Here is a 14516-nt window from a genome sequence, read left to right on the forward strand (position 1 = left end):
GGAAAAGGCGGGCAAAAATCTCCCTAGAAGCGCTTGAGGCATGGGGCAAGCGCGCGTATAGGCCCGCGCAAACCCCTGCCAGAGGGGCGTTTCCGGCCTGTGATGAGGGGCGGGGAAGCGAAACAAAAACAAGGCAAGACGGAAAGCTTCGCACCGATGATCCTCGGCAAATCGACCGCCCGTATTCTCGCCCCGCTGTGGGCTGCGCTGCTGCTGGCGCTCGCGCCGCAGGCGGCGTTGGCTCAGGAGCCGGCGTCGATCGCCAGCCAGCCGGCTGCCGCGACCGAGGCTGCTCCCGCTGCCGACGCGACCGGCGCGGCAGCGGCCGGTGCGGTCGACGACAAGGCCGATGCCTCGAGCGACAAGGTCGCCCCGGGCGCCAGCGCCTACAAGCCGCTCGGCCCGGAATGGATCAAGGGCGTGCCGACTCCCGGCGCGCTCGATGTGCAGACGCAGTACTCGCCGACCGGGCGTCAGGCGTTCAAACTGCACTCGGCGCTCGTGTGGGTGATGGCGATCATCTGCCTCTTCGTGCTCGCGTTGCTGCTGTACGTGATGATCCGCTTCCGCAAGGGCGCGCATCCGGTGCCCTCGCGCACCACGCACAACACCGCGATCGAGGTGGCCTGGACGCTGCTGCCGGTGTTGATCCTGGTCGCGATCGCCCTGCCCTCGATCAGCCTGATTTCGGCGCAGTACCAGTCGGCGCCCAAGGATGCGGTGACGGTCAAGGTCACCGGCTACCAATGGTACTGGGGCTATACCTATCCTGACAACGGCGGGTTCGAGGTCATCTCGAACATGCTGCCCGACGAGGAAGCCGAGAAGCGCGGCGAGCCGCACCACCTCGGCGTCGACAACCGCATGGTCGTGCCGGTCGGCGAATGGATCCGCGTGCAGACCACCGCCGCCGACGTGATCCACTCGTTCGCGGTGCCGAGCCTGTGGTACAAGCTCGACGCCGTTCCGGGCCGTCTCAACGAGAAGCGCCTCTTCATCGAAGAGCCGGGCATCTACTACGGCCAGTGCTCTGAACTGTGCGGCGCCAAGCACGGCTATATGCCGATCGCGGTCGAAGCCGTGCCACGGCCGCAGTTCGAGGCGTGGGTCCGCTCGCAGGGCGGCACCGTCGGCAAGCCGGAAGCGCCCGCGGCTCCCGCCGCGGCGCCGCTGCAGCAGCCGGAAAGCTCGGCCCAGCAGCCCGTCGGCGCGCCCGCCAACACGACCGCCAGCGCGGCCGCCACGGCTGCGGCTCCCGCCGCCAAGCCCGCCGCCTGACCCAATTCGAAGTTCGAAAGACACCGCTCATGGCCACTACCGCCGACCACTTCCAGGCTCACCACGACGATCATGCGCATCATGACGCGGATCACAAGCCTGGCTTCTTCGCCCGCTGGTTCATGTCCACGAACCACAAGGACATCGGCACGCTCTACCTGATCTTCGCAATCTTCGCGGGCATCGTCGGCGGTGCGATCTCGGGCGTGATGCGCGCCGAGCTGATGGAACCGGGCATCCAGGTGCTGGGCGGCTGGGTCAATATGTGGGGCGGCGAGGCCAGCTTTGAAGCGAACCTCCACGCGTGGAACGTGCTGATCACCGCGCACGGCCTGATCATGGTGTTCTTCATGGTCATGCCGGCGATGATCGGCGGCTTCGGCAACTGGTTCGTGCCGCTGATGATCGGCGCGCCGGACATGGCGTTCCCGCGCATGAACAACATCTCGTTCTGGCTCACGGTGGCCGGCTTCACCTCGCTCAGCATCTCGCTGTTCATGCCGGGTGACGCGACCGGCCTCGGCTCGGGCACAGGTTGGACGGTGTACGCGCCGCTCTCGACCTCGGGCTCGGTCGGTCCCGCGACCGACTTCGCGATCTTCGCGCTGCACCTTGCGGGCGCGGCGTCGATCATGGGCGCGATCAACTTCATCACCACGATCTTCAACATGCGCGCGCCGGGCATGACCCTGCACAAGATGCCGCTGTTCGTGTGGTCGATCCTGGTCACCGCGTTCCTGCTGCTGCTGGCGCTGCCGGTGCTCGCCGCGGCGATCACCATGCTGATCACGGACCGCAACTTCGGCACGACCTTCTTCGAAGCGTCGGGCGGCGGCGACCCGATCCTCTACCAGCACCTGTTCTGGTTCTTCGGTCACCCCGAAGTGTACATCATGATCCTGCCGGGCTTCGGCATGGTCAGCCAGATCGTTGCGACCTTCAGCCGCAAGCCGGTGTTCGGCTACCTCGGCATGGCTTACGCGATGGTCGCGATCGGCGTGGTCGGGTTCATCGTGTGGGCGCACCACATGTTCACCACCGGCCTCAGCGTGAACGAGAAGATGTACTTCACTGCGGCGACGATGGTCATCGCGGTGCCCACCGGCGTGAAGATCTTCAGCTGGATCGCCACGATGTGGGGCGGCTCGATCGAGTTCAAGAGCCCGATGGTGTGGTCGATCGGCTTCATCTTCCTGTTCACCGTCGGCGGCGTGACCGGCGTCTACCTCGCCAACGGCGGCGTGGACGACGTGGTGCACGACACCTACTTCGTAGTCGCGCACTTCCACTACGTGCTGTCGATGGGCGCGGTGTTCTCGCTGTTCGCGGGTTTCTACTACTGGTTTCCGAAGATGAGCGGCCGGATGCACTCGGAGCTGCTGGCGCACCTGCACTTCTGGGGCTTCTTCATCGGCGTGAACGTGATCTTCTTCCCGCAGCACTTCCTCGGGCTGAACGGCATGCCGCGCCGCTATCCCGACTACGCGCTGGCGTTCGAGCACTGGAACCACGTCAGCACGATCGGCTACATGATCATGGCCGGGTCGATGATCTTCTTCTTCGTCAACCTGATCTACGCGTTCACCGCGGGCAAGAAGGCCGCGCCGAACTATTGGGGCGAGGGTGCGACCACGCTCGAATGGTCGCTGACCAGCCCGCCGCCGTATCACCAGTTCGAAACACTGCCGGTGATCGACGACGACCACGACTATCACAACCACCTGCCGCCGGCGGCCCCGGCTACGGCCTGACTTTCACGGCTTGACGGAACACGAGCGGCCGGTCCCTTATGGGGCCGGCCGTTTGCTTTGGGAGGGATGACGATGCCTGAGATGCGCCTGATCGATACCGGTCACGCGACACTGCGCTGCGCGATGGAGGGGACCGGGCCGCTGGTGATCTTTGTTCACGGCTTTCCCGAAAGCTGGTACTCGTGGCGTCACCAGATCGATCCGGTTGCGGCGGCCGGCTACACCGCCTGCGCGATCGACGTGCGCGGTTACGGCGGATCGGACAAGCCGCCCGAGGTCGCCGACTACACCCTCGAGAAGATCGCCGCCGACCTGATCGGGCTCGCCGACGCGCTGCAGCCGGGCGAGCCGGTGATCCTCGTCGGCCACGATTGGGGCGCCCCAATCGTGTGGAACACCGCGCTCACCAACCCGGATCGGGTCTCGGCGGTGGCCGGCCTGTCGGTGCCGTTCGCGGGTGTGCCGAGCCGCCCCTTCACCGAGGTCTTCCGCGAGCACTTCACTTCGAAGGGCCGGTTCTTCTACCAGGAATACTTCCAGGAACCCGGCGTCGCCGAGGCCGAAGCGGAGGCCGACCCCGAGCATTTCGTCCACCGGATGATGTACTCGATCAGCGGCGATGTCGAACCCGGCGCCTATTGGGACAAGCCGCTCGGCGCCAAGTTCCTCGACGGCCTGCCCGATCCGCAGCCGGTGCCGTGGCTGACCACCGAGGACATCCAGTTCTACGGCCGCGAATTCAGCCAGAGCGGCTTCCGCGGCCCGCTCAACCGCTATCGCAACCACGAGCGCGACTACGAATGGCTGCAGGCTTACGCGGGCAAGCGGATCGAGCAGCCATGCCTGTTCATCGGCGGCGACCGCGACCCCGCGACCACGCTGTTCGGCGCGGTTGCCGATCCGGTAGCGATGATGCGCATGTTCGCGCCCAAGGTCGAAGGCCACGTGCTCGAAGGCGTCGGCCACTGGACCCAGCAGGAGCGGCCCGAGGAGGTCAACCGTCTGCTGCTCGACTGGCTGGCGCGCCTCTAGACGGCGACGGGCCGATTACCCTGCGGCAATCGGCTGTGCGCCGGTGCCGGGTCCAGCGCTGATCGCTATTGGCGCGTCGCTAGCGATCGGCGCGCTCGCAGTCCGGCGTTCCGTAAGCAAGATCAGCAGATACACCGAGCCGCCGAGCAACAGGATCCAGTCGAAGCCGAGCGGGAAGCTGAGGTAGACGGCCACCGCCGAAGCGATGGTGGACAGGGTGTTGTTCACGGCCCACGCCCACGGCACCAAGTTCACATCCTCGGCTCCCGCAGCTTCCAGACCCCGCGGGAAGAACTGCCCCAGCGCGATACCCAGCGGGAAGATCGCCATGATGCTGATCGCGGCCTTGGCGGCGAACGGCAGTGCCACGACGGTTGGGAATACGGCGGGATAGGCCACTACGAACGCTAGCAGGTACGCCATCACGAACAGCGCCAGGGTGCGAAGCGTGACGCCTCGCGCCACCAGTCTCGGCGCGACGAGAGAGCCGACGCCGGTCGACAGGATCAGCGAGGCGAGCACCACCGAGATGGCGTACGAGGGATGCCCGAGGAGCAGCCCCAGTTTCCGCAGCAGGCCCACCTCGATCAGCATGAACCCGGCTCCGATCGCGGCGAAATAGATAAGGTAGTGCGTATTGCGCGGAGACCACTTGGCCTTCCCACGGCGGCTCACCGGCGCCAGCACCAGGAAGCATGAAATGACCGACAGAATGACGATGAACAGGAAGATGTTGCGGACCCACAGCCACGCGGGACGTTCACCCGCACCGCCGGCGATGAGATGCGCGATGTCGAAGTAGTCGGCCCGCGGATTGAGGTCGTTGACGAAGGGACGCGCGTCGGTCGGTACCGAAACCTCGATGCCGTAGCGACTGCGCAGGGTCTTGTTGACCTCCGCTATCGGCATGCCGCCGATAAGCTGCGCGTACGGCTCGTAGCCGCGAACCAGCGTGTCGGGTCCCACGACGATGGTCATGTCGACCGACCTCGCGAAGCCCTCCACCTTCGCGATGTCCGCAGGGGTGAACCCGGACGGCTTGAACAGCATCCGCATCGATTCCGGCGTGTCGTAGAAGCCGGCGGAATTGCTTTCGACCAGTTGGGTGGGCCGCATGAGAACCAGGCGGTCACGCAGATCGTCCATTCCCTGTTCGCGAGCGATCGTCGCGATCGTGCTCACCAGCTGGATCTTGCTCCCGTTGAAGAACACGATCGTGCCGTCGGGCGTGAGGTGGTCCATCAGCGATTCGATCGCTTCCTTGGTGTACAGGTGCTCGGCCAACTGGCCGGACGTGCCCAGGAAGAACGACGTGCCCGCACCCCACCAAGACAGCAGGATCGAATCGTACTTGCGGTGGTCGCGCTCGAGGTATTCGCGCGCCTCGGCCACCTTCAATTGAATGTTGGGCTTGGCCAGGAACGCACGGGTAGAGGGTCGCACCGCAAGCTCGTGCTCGACCATGTCGCGATTGATCTCGACGCCGGTGATGTTGCACTTGCCTTCGCAGGCGGTGTCCAACTGGCGCATGTCCTGGCCGACGCCCGCGAACAGGACGAGGATGTCCTTCGGCTCGAGCGTCGCAGCGAGCTTGTACATCTTGTCGGGCTTGGCCGGCTTGGCCATCGCCCAACCGTCCCCGCCTTCGTGCGCATAGACTTCGTCGCGCGTGCCATCCTTGTAGTCGATCTGCAGCTGCGCGACGCGCGAGTGGGCATTCCAGCGCGACCACAATTCCTTGCTGGTCCGGTCATCGTCGAAATTGCGGGAGAGCAACGCGCTTGCCGGCCGCGGCTCGAGAATCTGGCTGACTGCCGGCGTAACGCTGATCGCGGCGGCCAGTGCGGCTAGCGCCGAGAAGCCGGCTCCCATCGCCTTCGATTGGCCGGCAGCGAACAGAACCGCCGCAGTGGCTGCGGTAATGAGTGTCAAACCAAGGCCGCCCTGAAAGCCCCAGGCGTCGAGCGCAAACATCGACGCCATGGCGCCGATCGAAGCGCCGACCAGATCGGCGCCATAAAAGCGGTGATAGTCTTCCTGCCGCGCCGAGCGGAACACGGAGGCGACGAACAACCCGAAGAGCCCGAACGGGATGACCAGGATGGCGCCTAGCAACCACATGTTCTCCAGCATGGTGCCCTGCAACATGGCGAACAGGCCCGCGCCGCCGCTCTTGGTGACGGTCGCGTCGATCTCTCGGTTGTAGGCACCGCTGAGTAGCGAGCTGAGATAGAATGCCGCCAGATAGCTGACCGTCAGGGCGACGGCGAGAATCGCCATCCGCTTGTCGGTGATGGGCCGATAGTCGTCGCGCGTGCTGACGTAAGTCGCCGCCGCGCCCATCCCGAGAAGCGCAAACGAGATCGCCATGAGAATGACTTGTTCGGTCAGGATCACGCTCAAGATGCGCGTGAAGAAAACCTGGAAGATCAGCGCGGAAGCGCACACCAGGCCGACGCCCACACCGCGCCTCAAATCGAAAACAAGCATTTCGCGACCCCCGTCCAATGTACCCCCAGTCCTTCGGGCTTTACGGTTAATTTGTTCTTAAGCGTGGAATTTTGGTTGTGAGTGAGGTCCGCCTTGCGATGGGCGTCGGCCCGGAAGATCCTTTCCGCGTGAACGCGGGCAATCCCGGTTTCCTACAGCCCGCCGCCTGTGCCAACGTCGACCGATGATCCGGCCGACAGACGCCTTTGTTCATGCCAACGAGCCGTGTTTCCGGCGGGCCGGATTTTGTCATCAGGACAGTGTGACAAGTGTGACAAGTCCTACATTGCGCCCTATAGGCGCGCCCATTCCCGCATGACCGACTCCGCCGCCCTTTACCTGCCGACCGACTGGCGCGACTTCCTGTCGCTGACCAAGCCGCGCGTGATGAGCCTGGTGATCTTCACCGGCCTGTGCGGGCTGCTGGCGGCACCCGGCTATATTCACCCGCTGATCGGCTTCATCGCCGTGCTGTGCATCGCGATGGGCGCGGGCGGCGCGGCGGCGCTTAATCAGTGGTGGGAGGCCGATCTCGACAGCGGCATGAAGCGCACCGCCAAGCGCCCGATCCCCGGCGGACGGGTGCGGCGGACCGATGCGCGCGATTTCGGAATTGCGCTGTCGGTCGCCTCGGTCGGACTGATGGGCATCGCGGTCAACTGGCTGGCGGCGATCATCCTCGCGATCTCGATCGTCTATTACGCGGTGATCTACACCATCTGGCTCAAGCCCCGCACGCCGCAGAACATCGTCATCGGCGGCGGCGCCGGCGCGTTCCCGCCGATGATCGGGTGGGTCGCGGTGACCGGGCACATCACGCTGATGCCGGTGCTGCTGTTCGCGATCATCTTCATGTGGACCCCGCCGCACTTCTGGGCGCTCGCGCTGTTCGTGCAGAGCGATTACGCCAAGGTCGGGATTCCGATGATGCCGGTAGTGAAGGGCGAGGCGAGCACGCGCCGCCAGATCATGGCCTATGCCGTGCTGCTGCTGCCGGTCGCGGCCGCGCCGTGGTTCATCGGCGGCACCGGTGTGATCTATGGCGCAATCGCCATCGCGCTCAGCCTGGCCTTTATCGTTCTAGCCGGCCCGGTCGCGCTGCGCCGATCCGAAGAGGGCGACCGGATGAAGCCCGAAAAGCGGCTGTTCGGCTTCTCGGTGCTCTACCTCTTCGCGCTGTTCGCCGCGCTGGTTGCGGACCGGCTGGTTTACGGGCAGGGGCTGCTCGCATGACCCCCGAAGAAGAGATCGAATTCAAGCAGCGGCGCAAGGGCCGCAACCTCGCGCTGGGCGCCGTGCTCGTGTTCTTCGTGATCCTGTTCTACGCGCTCACGATCGTGAAGATGGGCTGACGCGATGGCGAGCGCCGCGCCCATGCAGAAGAGCAACGCTCGCGTCGCCTTGATCGCCGCGCTGGTGGCGCTGGCGATGCTGGCGCTCGGCTTCGCCGCGGTGCCGCTCTATCGCATCTTCTGTCAGGTGACCGGCTTCGGCGGCACCACCCAGCGTGCCACGACCGGTGAGGCGGCGGCAGCCGAGAAAGCCGGGGCGAAGGTCGGCGGTACCGTCTCGGTGCGGTTCGACGCCAATGTCGACGCCAACCTGCCGTGGACCTTTCGCCCCGAACAGGTGACCAAGACGGTCAAGCTCGGCCAGCGGCAGATGGCGTTCTACTACGCCAAGAACAATTCGGACGTGCCGGTCACCGGCCAGGCGAGCTTCAACGTCTCGCCCGATCAAACCGGCTCCTATTTCAACAAGGTGCAGTGCTTCTGCTTCAGCGAGCAGACGCTCCAGCCCAGCGAGGAAGTGCACATGCCCGTGCTGTTCTTCGTCGATCCCGCGATGGCGCAGGATCCGGATGCGGCGCCGGTACAGCAGATCACCTTGAGCTACACTTTCCACCGCGCTCCGGATGTGCCGCAATAGGCCACTGGACCGCGCCTTTCACGCGCACTAAGGGCGGGGCGTAACCGCTCGATCAGGGACGAGAATTCACATGGCCGGCGCCAAGAACCACCAGTACCACATCCTGCCGCCCGACATCTGGCCGCTGATCGGCTCGCTTTCGGCGCTGACCTTCACCAGCGGCATGGTGCTGTTCATGCACCGCGACACGCTGAGCGGTTGGCCGATCGTGCTCGGCCTCGGCATCGCCGGGCTGATCGCGACCTTCTTCAGCTGGTTCTCCAACATCGTCAAGGAAGCGCAGGCCGGAGATCATACCCCGGTGGTGCAGCTGCACCTGCGCTACGGCATGATCCTGTTCATCGCTTCGGAAGTGATGTTCTTCCTCGGCTGGTTCTGGGCGTTCTTCGATTTCTCGCTGTTCCCCAGCGAGCTGAGCGAAGTCGTCGGCGGGCAATTCCCGCCCAGGGCGATCGAGGCGGTGATGGATCCGTTCGATCTGCCGCTGCTCAATACGCTGATCCTGCTATGCTCGGGCACCACCGTCACCTGGGCGCACCACTGCCTGATCCACGGTGACCGCGACGGCCTTAAGAAGGGCCTGTGGCTGACCATCCTGCTCGGCATGCTGTTCACCAGCATCCAGGCCTACGAATACGCCCACGCGCCGTTCAACTTCGGCGAGAATACCTACGGTTCGGCGTTCTACATGGCGACCGGCTTCCACGGCTTCCACGTGCTGGTCGGAACGATCTTCCTGATCGTCTGCCTGGTCCGTGCCTATAAGGGCCACTTCACCCCGCAGCAGCACTTCGGTTTCGAAGCGGCGGCTTGGTATTGGCACTTCGTCGACGTGGTGTGGCTGTTCCTGTTCGTCGTCGTCTACGTCTGGGGCGGCTGGGGCGCGCCGATCCACTGATGCCTCTGGGTGAACGGTGGCCGCGCCGATGATCCGGCGCGTGCCCATCCTGCCGACGCTTTTGGTGGCGGCGGCAGTCGGGGTGATGATCTGGCTGGGCTTCTGGCAGCTCGATCGCCTCGGCGAGAAGGAAGCGCAGCTCGCTCGCTACAACCGCTCGCTGACGATGTCTTCGGAGGCGCCGTGGCCGAAGTCGGCGGCCGAGCGGGAGCTGGCGCTCTATCGCCATTCGGAGCTCAACTGCGCGAGAATCACCGGGATCGACGAACGCGCCGGCCACTCGCAGTCTGGCGAGACGGGCTGGGCGCACATCGCCCATTGCGTGCTTACGGATGGAAGCGCGGCGGATGTCGCGCTCGGCTGGTCGAGCGACCCGCGCACAGTCGCCTGGCAGGGCGGTGAGGTGACCGGCTTCGTCGGACCTTCGGGCAAGGACGGCGTTCGCCTCGTCGCCGCGCCGCCGCAAGCGGGCCTTGCTCAACTCGCCGCGCCTGACCCCCGCGATGTGCCGAACAATCACTTGTCCTACGCGGTGCAGTGGTTCCTGTTCGCCGCCACCGCGCTGGTGATCTACGCCCTCGCGCTCAGAAAGCGCTGGCGTGAGGGGGCCTAGCTACTTGTACATGCCTTCGCGCAGATTGATGCCATGCTCGACCCACACCTTGAGCGCGGCGACCATCTGCGCCCAGCCCATGCAGTTGCCATAGCTGGCCTTGAGACCACCTTCAGTCTCGCGCCAGCCTTCCTCGGCGATCTCGACCAAAGTCCGCTCCGTGTCCCCATCCACCGGCTTGAAAGTCATCGTCACGGTCGTATCGTAGTCGCGGCCCGCGGACGGATCGTTGGCTTTCCATTCCAGGACGATGCGCTCGTCCGGCACGACCTCGACCACCTTGACCGGAAACGCGCCGGGAAAGTCGGCGAAGTCCCACGTGACCGTCGCGCCCTGTTCTAGCCGGCCCTTGGCACCGCCGGTGGTGAAGTAGTGCGATAGCTGATCGGGGTCTGCAACCGCCTCGAACACCTCGTGCACCGGGCGGGCGACGTTCGCGAACACCCTGAACTTGAGATCCATCATGCATCTCCTGTTGAGTCGCTTGGGAATATGTTATAGAAATATAACATGTCAAGCGAACGCGATCTCGACGCGGTGTTCAAGGCGCTCGCCAACCGGGTGCGTCGGTCGATCTGCGACGCGCTCGCGTTGCGGCCGCTGACCACCAACCAGCTCAGCGCGCACTTTCCCGACCTCGATCGCACGACCGTGATGATGCATTTGCGCGTGCTCGAAGACGCAGGGCTTGTGGTCGCGGTGCGCAAGGGGCGGGAGCGGTTCAACTACCTCGATGCGACGCCGATCCAGGCGATCCACGAGCGCTGGATCGGCCCGCATGCCGCGTCGGCGGCAAGCGGATTGCTGCGGCTCAAGACCGAGCTCGAACGCGCCGAGAAGAAAACCGACGCCTGACGGCAAGCGAGGCTTGCTTGCCGGTCGGTGCGCGCGCGGCTAGGCGCGGCGGCGATGGAATACGTCTCCACCCGGGGCAGCGCGCCGGCGCTCGATTTCGAAGGCGTGACGCTCGCGGGCCTGGCGAGCGACGGCGGCCTTTATGTTCCGCGCGAGTGGCCGCGATTCTCGAACGACGAAATCGCGGCGCTCCGTGGCCTGCCCTATGCCGAGCTTGCAGCGCGGGTCATGCAACCCTTCGTCGGCGACAGCCTGACGCCCGAACGACTGCTTGAGCTGACCACCGCGGCGTATGGTCGCTTCGCCCACGCCGCGGTCACCCCTTTGGTCCAGCTCGACGAGCGCCAGTGGCTGCTCGAGCTGTTCCACGGGCCGACGCTCGCCTTCAAGGATGTAGCGCTCCAGCTGCTCGGCCTGTTGTTCGAGGAATTCCTCGGCCGCACCGGCAAGAGCTTGACCATCGTCGGCGCGACCAGCGGCGATACCGGCAGCGCGGCAATCGATGCAGTCGCGGGCCGCGAGGGCGTCGAGATCTTCATGCTTCATCCCAAGGGCCGGGTGAGCGACGTGCAGCGCCGCCAGATGACCAGCGTGCGAGCGCCCAACGTGCACAATATCGCCATCGAAGGCAGTTTTGACGACGCGCAGGGACACGTGAAGCGCATGTTTGCCGATCCCGAGCTGACGAGGCGCTTTCACATCGGCGCGGTCAACTCGATCAACTGGGCCCGGCTGATGGCGCAGGTCGTGTATTATTTCGCCGCTGCGTTGCAGCTTGGCGCGCCGGAGCGGAAGGTCGCGTTCAGCGTGCCGACGGGGAACTTCGGCGATGTGTTCGCCGGCCATGTCGCGGCGCACATGGGCCTGCCGATCGAGCGGCTGATCGTCGCGACCAACGTCAACGACATTCTCCACCGCGCACTGTCGGACGGGGATTACTCGACCGGCGAGGTGACGCCCACCGCGGCGCCGAGCATGGACATTCAGGTGAGCTCGAACTTCGAGCGGCTGCTGTTCGACGCCGGCGGTCGCGATGGCGCTGCGCTGGCCGACCAGATGCGCGGGTTTGAGGCGAGCAAGGCAATGCGGCTGACCAATGCGCAGCGCCAGGGTGCGTCGGAGCTACTCACGAGCGCCCGCGCTGAACCATCGGACATGACCGAGGCGATGCGGTGGGCGCGCGAGGCGGCGTGCCAGATCATCGATCCGCACACCGCGATCGCGCTCCATGCCGCCCGCGCCGCCGATCTCGATTCCGCCGTACCGATCGTCACGCTCGCGACCGCGCATCCGGCCAAGTTTCCCGACGCGGTCGAGCGCGCCACCGGGCAACGCCCGCAGCTCCCCGCGCGCATTGGGGACCTGTTCGCGCGCGAGGAACGCTACGACGAGCTTCCCGGCGACTATGCGGCGGTCCGCGCCTACATCGCCGAGCGCGCGACGCCCGCTGCCTGATGGCGACCCTTGCCGAGCAGCCGCTGATCCTGGCGGGCAAGGGGTGGTCCGACTACGGGCTCGTCGACAGCGGCCATGGGCGCAAGCTTGAGCGCTACGGCCCGCGCCGCTTCATTCGCCCCGAACCGCAGGCAATGTGGTCGCCGCGCATGGTCGACTGGCAAGCCGACGGCGAGTTCGTGCCTGGCTCGGACGAGGAGGGCGGCGGCCGCTGGCAGTTCGAACGCGCGGTGCCGCCCGAAGGCTGGCCGCTTGCGTGGAACGATGTGCGCTTCACCGCGCAATGCACCCCGTTTCGCCATCTCGGCTTCTTCCCCGACATGGCGCCTGTGTGGTCTTGGATGCGGGGCCAGCTTGCCGGCAAGACTGACGCGCAGACGCTCAACCTGTTCGGCTACACCGGCGTCGGCAGCCTTGCGTTGAGCGCTTGCGGCCCCGTCACCCATGTCGATGCGAGCAAGAAGTCGGTTGCCCAGGCGCGCGAAAACGCCGCGCTGTCGGGCATGGAGGACCGCCCGATCCGCTGGCTGATCGATGACGCGGCCAAGTTCACCGCGCGCGAAGTGCGGCGAGAGAAGCGCTACGACGGCATCATCCTCGACCCACCCAAGTTCGGCCGCGGCCCCAACGGCGAAACCTGGCGCATCGAGGAGCATCTCGCCCCCCTGGTCGCCGATTGCCGCCGCCTGCTCGATGCGGACAGCCGTTTCCTGTTTCTCACAGTCTATGCGGTGCGGATGAGTAGCCTGGCGATCGCCGGGTTGTTGGCGGAACTGTTCGGCGACCTGCCCGGGACTATCGAGCACGGCGATCTCGCAGTCCGCGAAGACGGCGAGGACGGCCGCCTGCTTCCGACCGCCATCTTCGCGCGCTGGTCGAACCCTGCTAACGGCCATTCATGAGCACGAGCCGCCTCGAAGCGTTCAGCGACGGCGTGCTCGCGATCATCATCACCATCATGGTGCTGGAGCTGAAGGTCCCGCACGATGCCTTGCTCGGCTCGCTGGGGCGATTGTGGCCAGTATTCTCGAGCTACGTGCTGAGTTTCATCTACATCGGCATCTACTGGAACAATCATCATCACCTGATGGCGGCGGCCGACGAGGCCACCGGCAGCATCCTGTGGGCGAACCTGCACCTGCTGTTCTGGCTCTCGCTATTGCCGTTCACGACGGCGTGGATGGGCGAGAACGAGTTCGATCGCTGGCCGACGATTTTCTACGGCCTCGATCTGCTCGCGTGTGCGATTGCCTATTACATTCTCGAGCGGCGCATCGTCAGTGTGCAGGGTGAGGGCGGCACGCTGGCCCGCGCCTTGGGCAATGACTTCAAGGGCAAGGTCTCGCCGGCGCTCTACCTCGCTGGGATCGCCTCGGCGTGGTTCGTCGATCCATGGATCGGAGTGGCGTTTTTTGCGGCAACCGCGCTGATGTGGGTTGTGCCCGATCGCCGGATCGAACGCGAGGTCGAACGTGAAGACCGGACCGGCTAGGTGCGCGCAATGGACGATTCGCTGATCCTCGAAGTGGCCGACCTTGAAGTCGATGTGCTCACCGGGATCTATTCGGAGGAGACCGGTAAGCCGCAGCCGCTGCGCATCTCTGTGTCGGCCCGCCTCAAGCCTGCGCCGCACTACGCGCCCGACACGCCGCTCTCGGCCAGCAAGAACTACATGGACCTGAAGTTCGCCGCGACGGAGGCACTGACCCCAGGGCTGCATTTTAAGCTGATCGAGTCGGTGGCCGACCATATCTGCGACACGCTATTTGTCGGGGACCAGCGGGTGGAGGCGGTGACGGTCAAAATCGTCAAGCTTGCCATCGCCGAGGGGACGGAGATGATCGGCATGACGCTGACGCGCGAGCGTCGCGGGTGAGCCAAGCGGTGCTGCGGATCGATGCGCTGCCTGACAGCGCGCTCGATGCCGCGGCGACGTTTCACGGCGAGTGGCGCGGCCGCGCGCAGTCCCTTCTCGATCAGGGGGACGTGCTGGCGGTTGTACTGCCGCCAGCGCCCTACGACCATGCAGACTGGCGTCGGGCGGCAGCGCGTGATCTTGCGCGGGCGGTGGCGCCGAAGCGGGTGAACGTGATTGCCAGCGACGACGAGCGCGCGATCACCGCAGCCCTCGCTTACCTTACTGCCGCGCCCGGCGTGACCGGGCAATATCTGCCGCTCGATGGTCACGGCGCGGGCGATCCGTTAGACTGAGCGC

At 65.4% G+C, this 14516-nt stretch carries 16 protein-coding genes; 14 read left to right on the top strand and 2 right to left on the bottom strand.

Annotated elements, in window-relative coordinates; translation table 11 throughout:
• The first annotated feature begins 156 nt into the window (after nucleotides 1-156).
• The 3 genes from coxB (at nucleotide 157) to ELY12_RS09340 (ending at nucleotide 4061) form a co-directional block, all read left to right on the top strand.
• On the top strand, nucleotides 157-1278 hold the full coding sequence (gene coxB / locus ELY12_RS09330; protein WP_126176417.1) for a cytochrome c oxidase subunit II: 1122 nt from the start codon (nucleotides 157-159) through the stop codon (nucleotides 1276-1278).
• 29 nt (nucleotides 1279-1307) lie between these two features.
• Nucleotides 1308-3029, top strand: coding sequence for a cytochrome c oxidase subunit I (ctaD, locus tag ELY12_RS09335; protein ID WP_126176418.1), 1722 nt, complete (start codon nucleotides 1308-1310; stop codon nucleotides 3027-3029).
• 72 nt (nucleotides 3030-3101) lie between these two features.
• Nucleotides 3102-4061 carry an alpha/beta fold hydrolase gene (locus tag ELY12_RS09340; RefSeq protein WP_164549468.1) on the top strand — a complete coding sequence of 320 codons (960 nt, stop codon included), beginning with the start codon at nucleotides 3102-3104 and terminating at the stop codon, nucleotides 4059-4061.
• 15 nt (nucleotides 4062-4076) lie between these two features.
• Here the strand turns inward: ELY12_RS09340 and ELY12_RS09345 are convergent, their stop codons facing one another.
• Nucleotides 4077-6551 carry a polyamine aminopropyltransferase gene (locus ELY12_RS09345; RefSeq protein ID WP_126176419.1) on the bottom strand — a complete coding sequence of 825 codons (2475 nt, stop codon included), beginning with the start codon at nucleotides 6549-6551 and terminating at the stop codon, nucleotides 4077-4079.
• Between the two features lie 315 nt (nucleotides 6552-6866).
• Here ELY12_RS09345 and ELY12_RS09350 point away from each other — a divergent pair, with 315 nt between their 5' ends.
• The 5 genes from ELY12_RS09350 to ELY12_RS09365 all read left to right on the top strand — a co-directional run bounded on the left by ELY12_RS09350 (nucleotide 6867) and on the right by ELY12_RS09365 (nucleotide 9991).
• Nucleotides 6867-7784, top strand: a complete 918-nt coding sequence (locus ELY12_RS09350) for a heme o synthase (RefSeq protein ID WP_126176420.1) — start codon at nucleotides 6867-6869, stop codon at nucleotides 7782-7784.
• Entirely contained in the window at nucleotides 7781-7903 is a 123-nt protein-coding gene (locus ELY12_RS14575; RefSeq protein ID WP_277600244.1) for a hypothetical protein, read from the top strand. The genes ELY12_RS09350 and ELY12_RS14575 overlap by 4 nt, the downstream gene beginning before the upstream one ends.
• Before the next feature lie 22 nt (nucleotides 7904-7925).
• Nucleotides 7926-8480 carry a cytochrome c oxidase assembly protein gene (locus tag ELY12_RS09355; protein WP_241229803.1) on the top strand — a complete coding sequence of 185 codons (555 nt, stop codon included), beginning with the start codon at nucleotides 7926-7928 and terminating at the stop codon, nucleotides 8478-8480.
• Nucleotides 8481-8550: 70 nt separating this feature from the next.
• Nucleotides 8551-9378 (top strand): cytochrome c oxidase subunit 3, encoded by an 828-nt coding sequence (locus tag ELY12_RS09360; RefSeq protein WP_126176422.1) that lies wholly within the window; start codon nucleotides 8551-8553, stop codon nucleotides 9376-9378.
• Nucleotides 9379-9406: 28 nt separating this feature from the next.
• Entirely contained in the window at nucleotides 9407-9991 is a 585-nt protein-coding gene (locus tag ELY12_RS09365; RefSeq protein ID WP_241229804.1) for an SURF1 family protein, read from the top strand.
• Here the strand turns inward: ELY12_RS09365 and ELY12_RS09370 are convergent, their stop codons facing one another.
• On the bottom strand, nucleotides 9992-10453 hold the full coding sequence (locus ELY12_RS09370) for an SRPBCC family protein (protein WP_126176423.1): 462 nt from the start codon (nucleotides 10451-10453) through the stop codon (nucleotides 9992-9994).
• Between the two features lie 48 nt (nucleotides 10454-10501).
• On the opposite strand from ELY12_RS09370, the gene ELY12_RS09375 reads away from it, so the two are divergent.
• From ELY12_RS09375 to ELY12_RS09400, 6 genes are read left to right on the top strand one after another with little or no spacing between them, the layout of a single operon-like run.
• Nucleotides 10502-10846 carry an ArsR/SmtB family transcription factor gene (locus ELY12_RS09375; protein WP_126176424.1) on the top strand — a complete coding sequence of 115 codons (345 nt, stop codon included), beginning with the start codon at nucleotides 10502-10504 and terminating at the stop codon, nucleotides 10844-10846.
• Between the two features lie 54 nt (nucleotides 10847-10900).
• Complete coding sequence (gene thrC, locus ELY12_RS09380; protein ID WP_126176425.1) at nucleotides 10901-12301, top strand: threonine synthase; 1401 nt, start codon at nucleotides 10901-10903, stop codon at nucleotides 12299-12301.
• Nucleotides 12301-13203 (top strand): class I SAM-dependent methyltransferase, encoded by a 903-nt coding sequence (locus tag ELY12_RS09385; RefSeq protein ID WP_126176426.1) that lies wholly within the window; start codon nucleotides 12301-12303, stop codon nucleotides 13201-13203. The genes thrC and ELY12_RS09385 overlap by 1 nt, the downstream gene beginning before the upstream one ends.
• Nucleotides 13200-13793, top strand: coding sequence for a TMEM175 family protein (locus ELY12_RS09390; protein ID WP_126176427.1), 594 nt, complete (start codon nucleotides 13200-13202; stop codon nucleotides 13791-13793). Before ELY12_RS09385 ends, ELY12_RS09390 begins: the two co-directional genes overlap by 4 nt.
• A gap of 9 nt (nucleotides 13794-13802) precedes the next feature.
• Nucleotides 13803-14177: a dihydroneopterin aldolase gene (locus ELY12_RS09395; protein WP_126176428.1), complete on the top strand. Its 375-nt coding sequence runs from the start codon at nucleotides 13803-13805 to the stop codon at nucleotides 14175-14177.
• A complete protein-coding gene (locus ELY12_RS09400) occupies nucleotides 14174-14512 on the top strand; it encodes a Rossmann fold domain-containing protein (protein ID WP_126176429.1) in 339 nt (112 codons plus the stop codon). Before ELY12_RS09395 ends, ELY12_RS09400 begins: the two co-directional genes overlap by 4 nt.
• Nucleotides 14513-14516 lie beyond the last annotated feature (4 nt).

It is taken from the genome of Tsuneonella rigui (genome assembly GCF_003958625.1).
In the GTDB taxonomy this organism is placed as follows: Bacteria; Pseudomonadota; Alphaproteobacteria; order Sphingomonadales; family Sphingomonadaceae; genus Tsuneonella; species Tsuneonella rigui.

Excerpts from the sequence above, each read along its gene's own strand:
- ctaD (WP_126176418.1), top strand. The coding sequence starts at position 1,308 with ATGGCCACTACCGCCGACCACTTCCAGGCTCACCACGACGATCATGCG.
- ELY12_RS09390 (WP_126176427.1), top strand. The coding sequence starts at position 13,200 with ATGAGCACGAGCCGCCTCGAAGCGTTCAGCGACGGCGTGCTCGCGATC.
- ELY12_RS09340 (WP_164549468.1), top strand. The coding sequence starts at position 3,102 with ATGCCTGAGATGCGCCTGATCGATACCGGTCACGCGACACTGCGCTGC.
- ELY12_RS09375 (WP_126176424.1), top strand. The coding sequence starts at position 10,502 with ATGTCAAGCGAACGCGATCTCGACGCGGTGTTCAAGGCGCTCGCCAAC.
- coxB (WP_126176417.1), top strand. The coding sequence starts at position 157 with ATGATCCTCGGCAAATCGACCGCCCGTATTCTCGCCCCGCTGTGGGCT.
- ELY12_RS09395 (WP_126176428.1), top strand. The coding sequence starts at position 13,803 with ATGGACGATTCGCTGATCCTCGAAGTGGCCGACCTTGAAGTCGATGTG.
- ELY12_RS09355 (WP_241229803.1), top strand. The coding sequence starts at position 7,926 with ATGCAGAAGAGCAACGCTCGCGTCGCCTTGATCGCCGCGCTGGTGGCG.
- ELY12_RS09350 (WP_126176420.1), top strand. The coding sequence starts at position 6,867 with ATGACCGACTCCGCCGCCCTTTACCTGCCGACCGACTGGCGCGACTTC.
- ELY12_RS09370 (WP_126176423.1), bottom strand. The coding sequence starts at position 10,453 with ATGGATCTCAAGTTCAGGGTGTTCGCGAACGTCGCCCGCCCGGTGCAC.
- ELY12_RS09385 (WP_126176426.1), top strand. The coding sequence starts at position 12,301 with ATGGCGACCCTTGCCGAGCAGCCGCTGATCCTGGCGGGCAAGGGGTGG.
- ELY12_RS14575 (WP_277600244.1), top strand. The coding sequence starts at position 7,781 with ATGACCCCCGAAGAAGAGATCGAATTCAAGCAGCGGCGCAAGGGCCGC.
- ELY12_RS09365 (WP_241229804.1), top strand. The coding sequence starts at position 9,407 with ATGATCCGGCGCGTGCCCATCCTGCCGACGCTTTTGGTGGCGGCGGCA.
- ELY12_RS09345 (WP_126176419.1), bottom strand. The coding sequence starts at position 6,551 with ATGCTTGTTTTCGATTTGAGGCGCGGTGTGGGCGTCGGCCTGGTGTGC.
- thrC (WP_126176425.1), top strand. The coding sequence starts at position 10,901 with ATGGAATACGTCTCCACCCGGGGCAGCGCGCCGGCGCTCGATTTCGAA.
- ELY12_RS09360 (WP_126176422.1), top strand. The coding sequence starts at position 8,551 with ATGGCCGGCGCCAAGAACCACCAGTACCACATCCTGCCGCCCGACATC.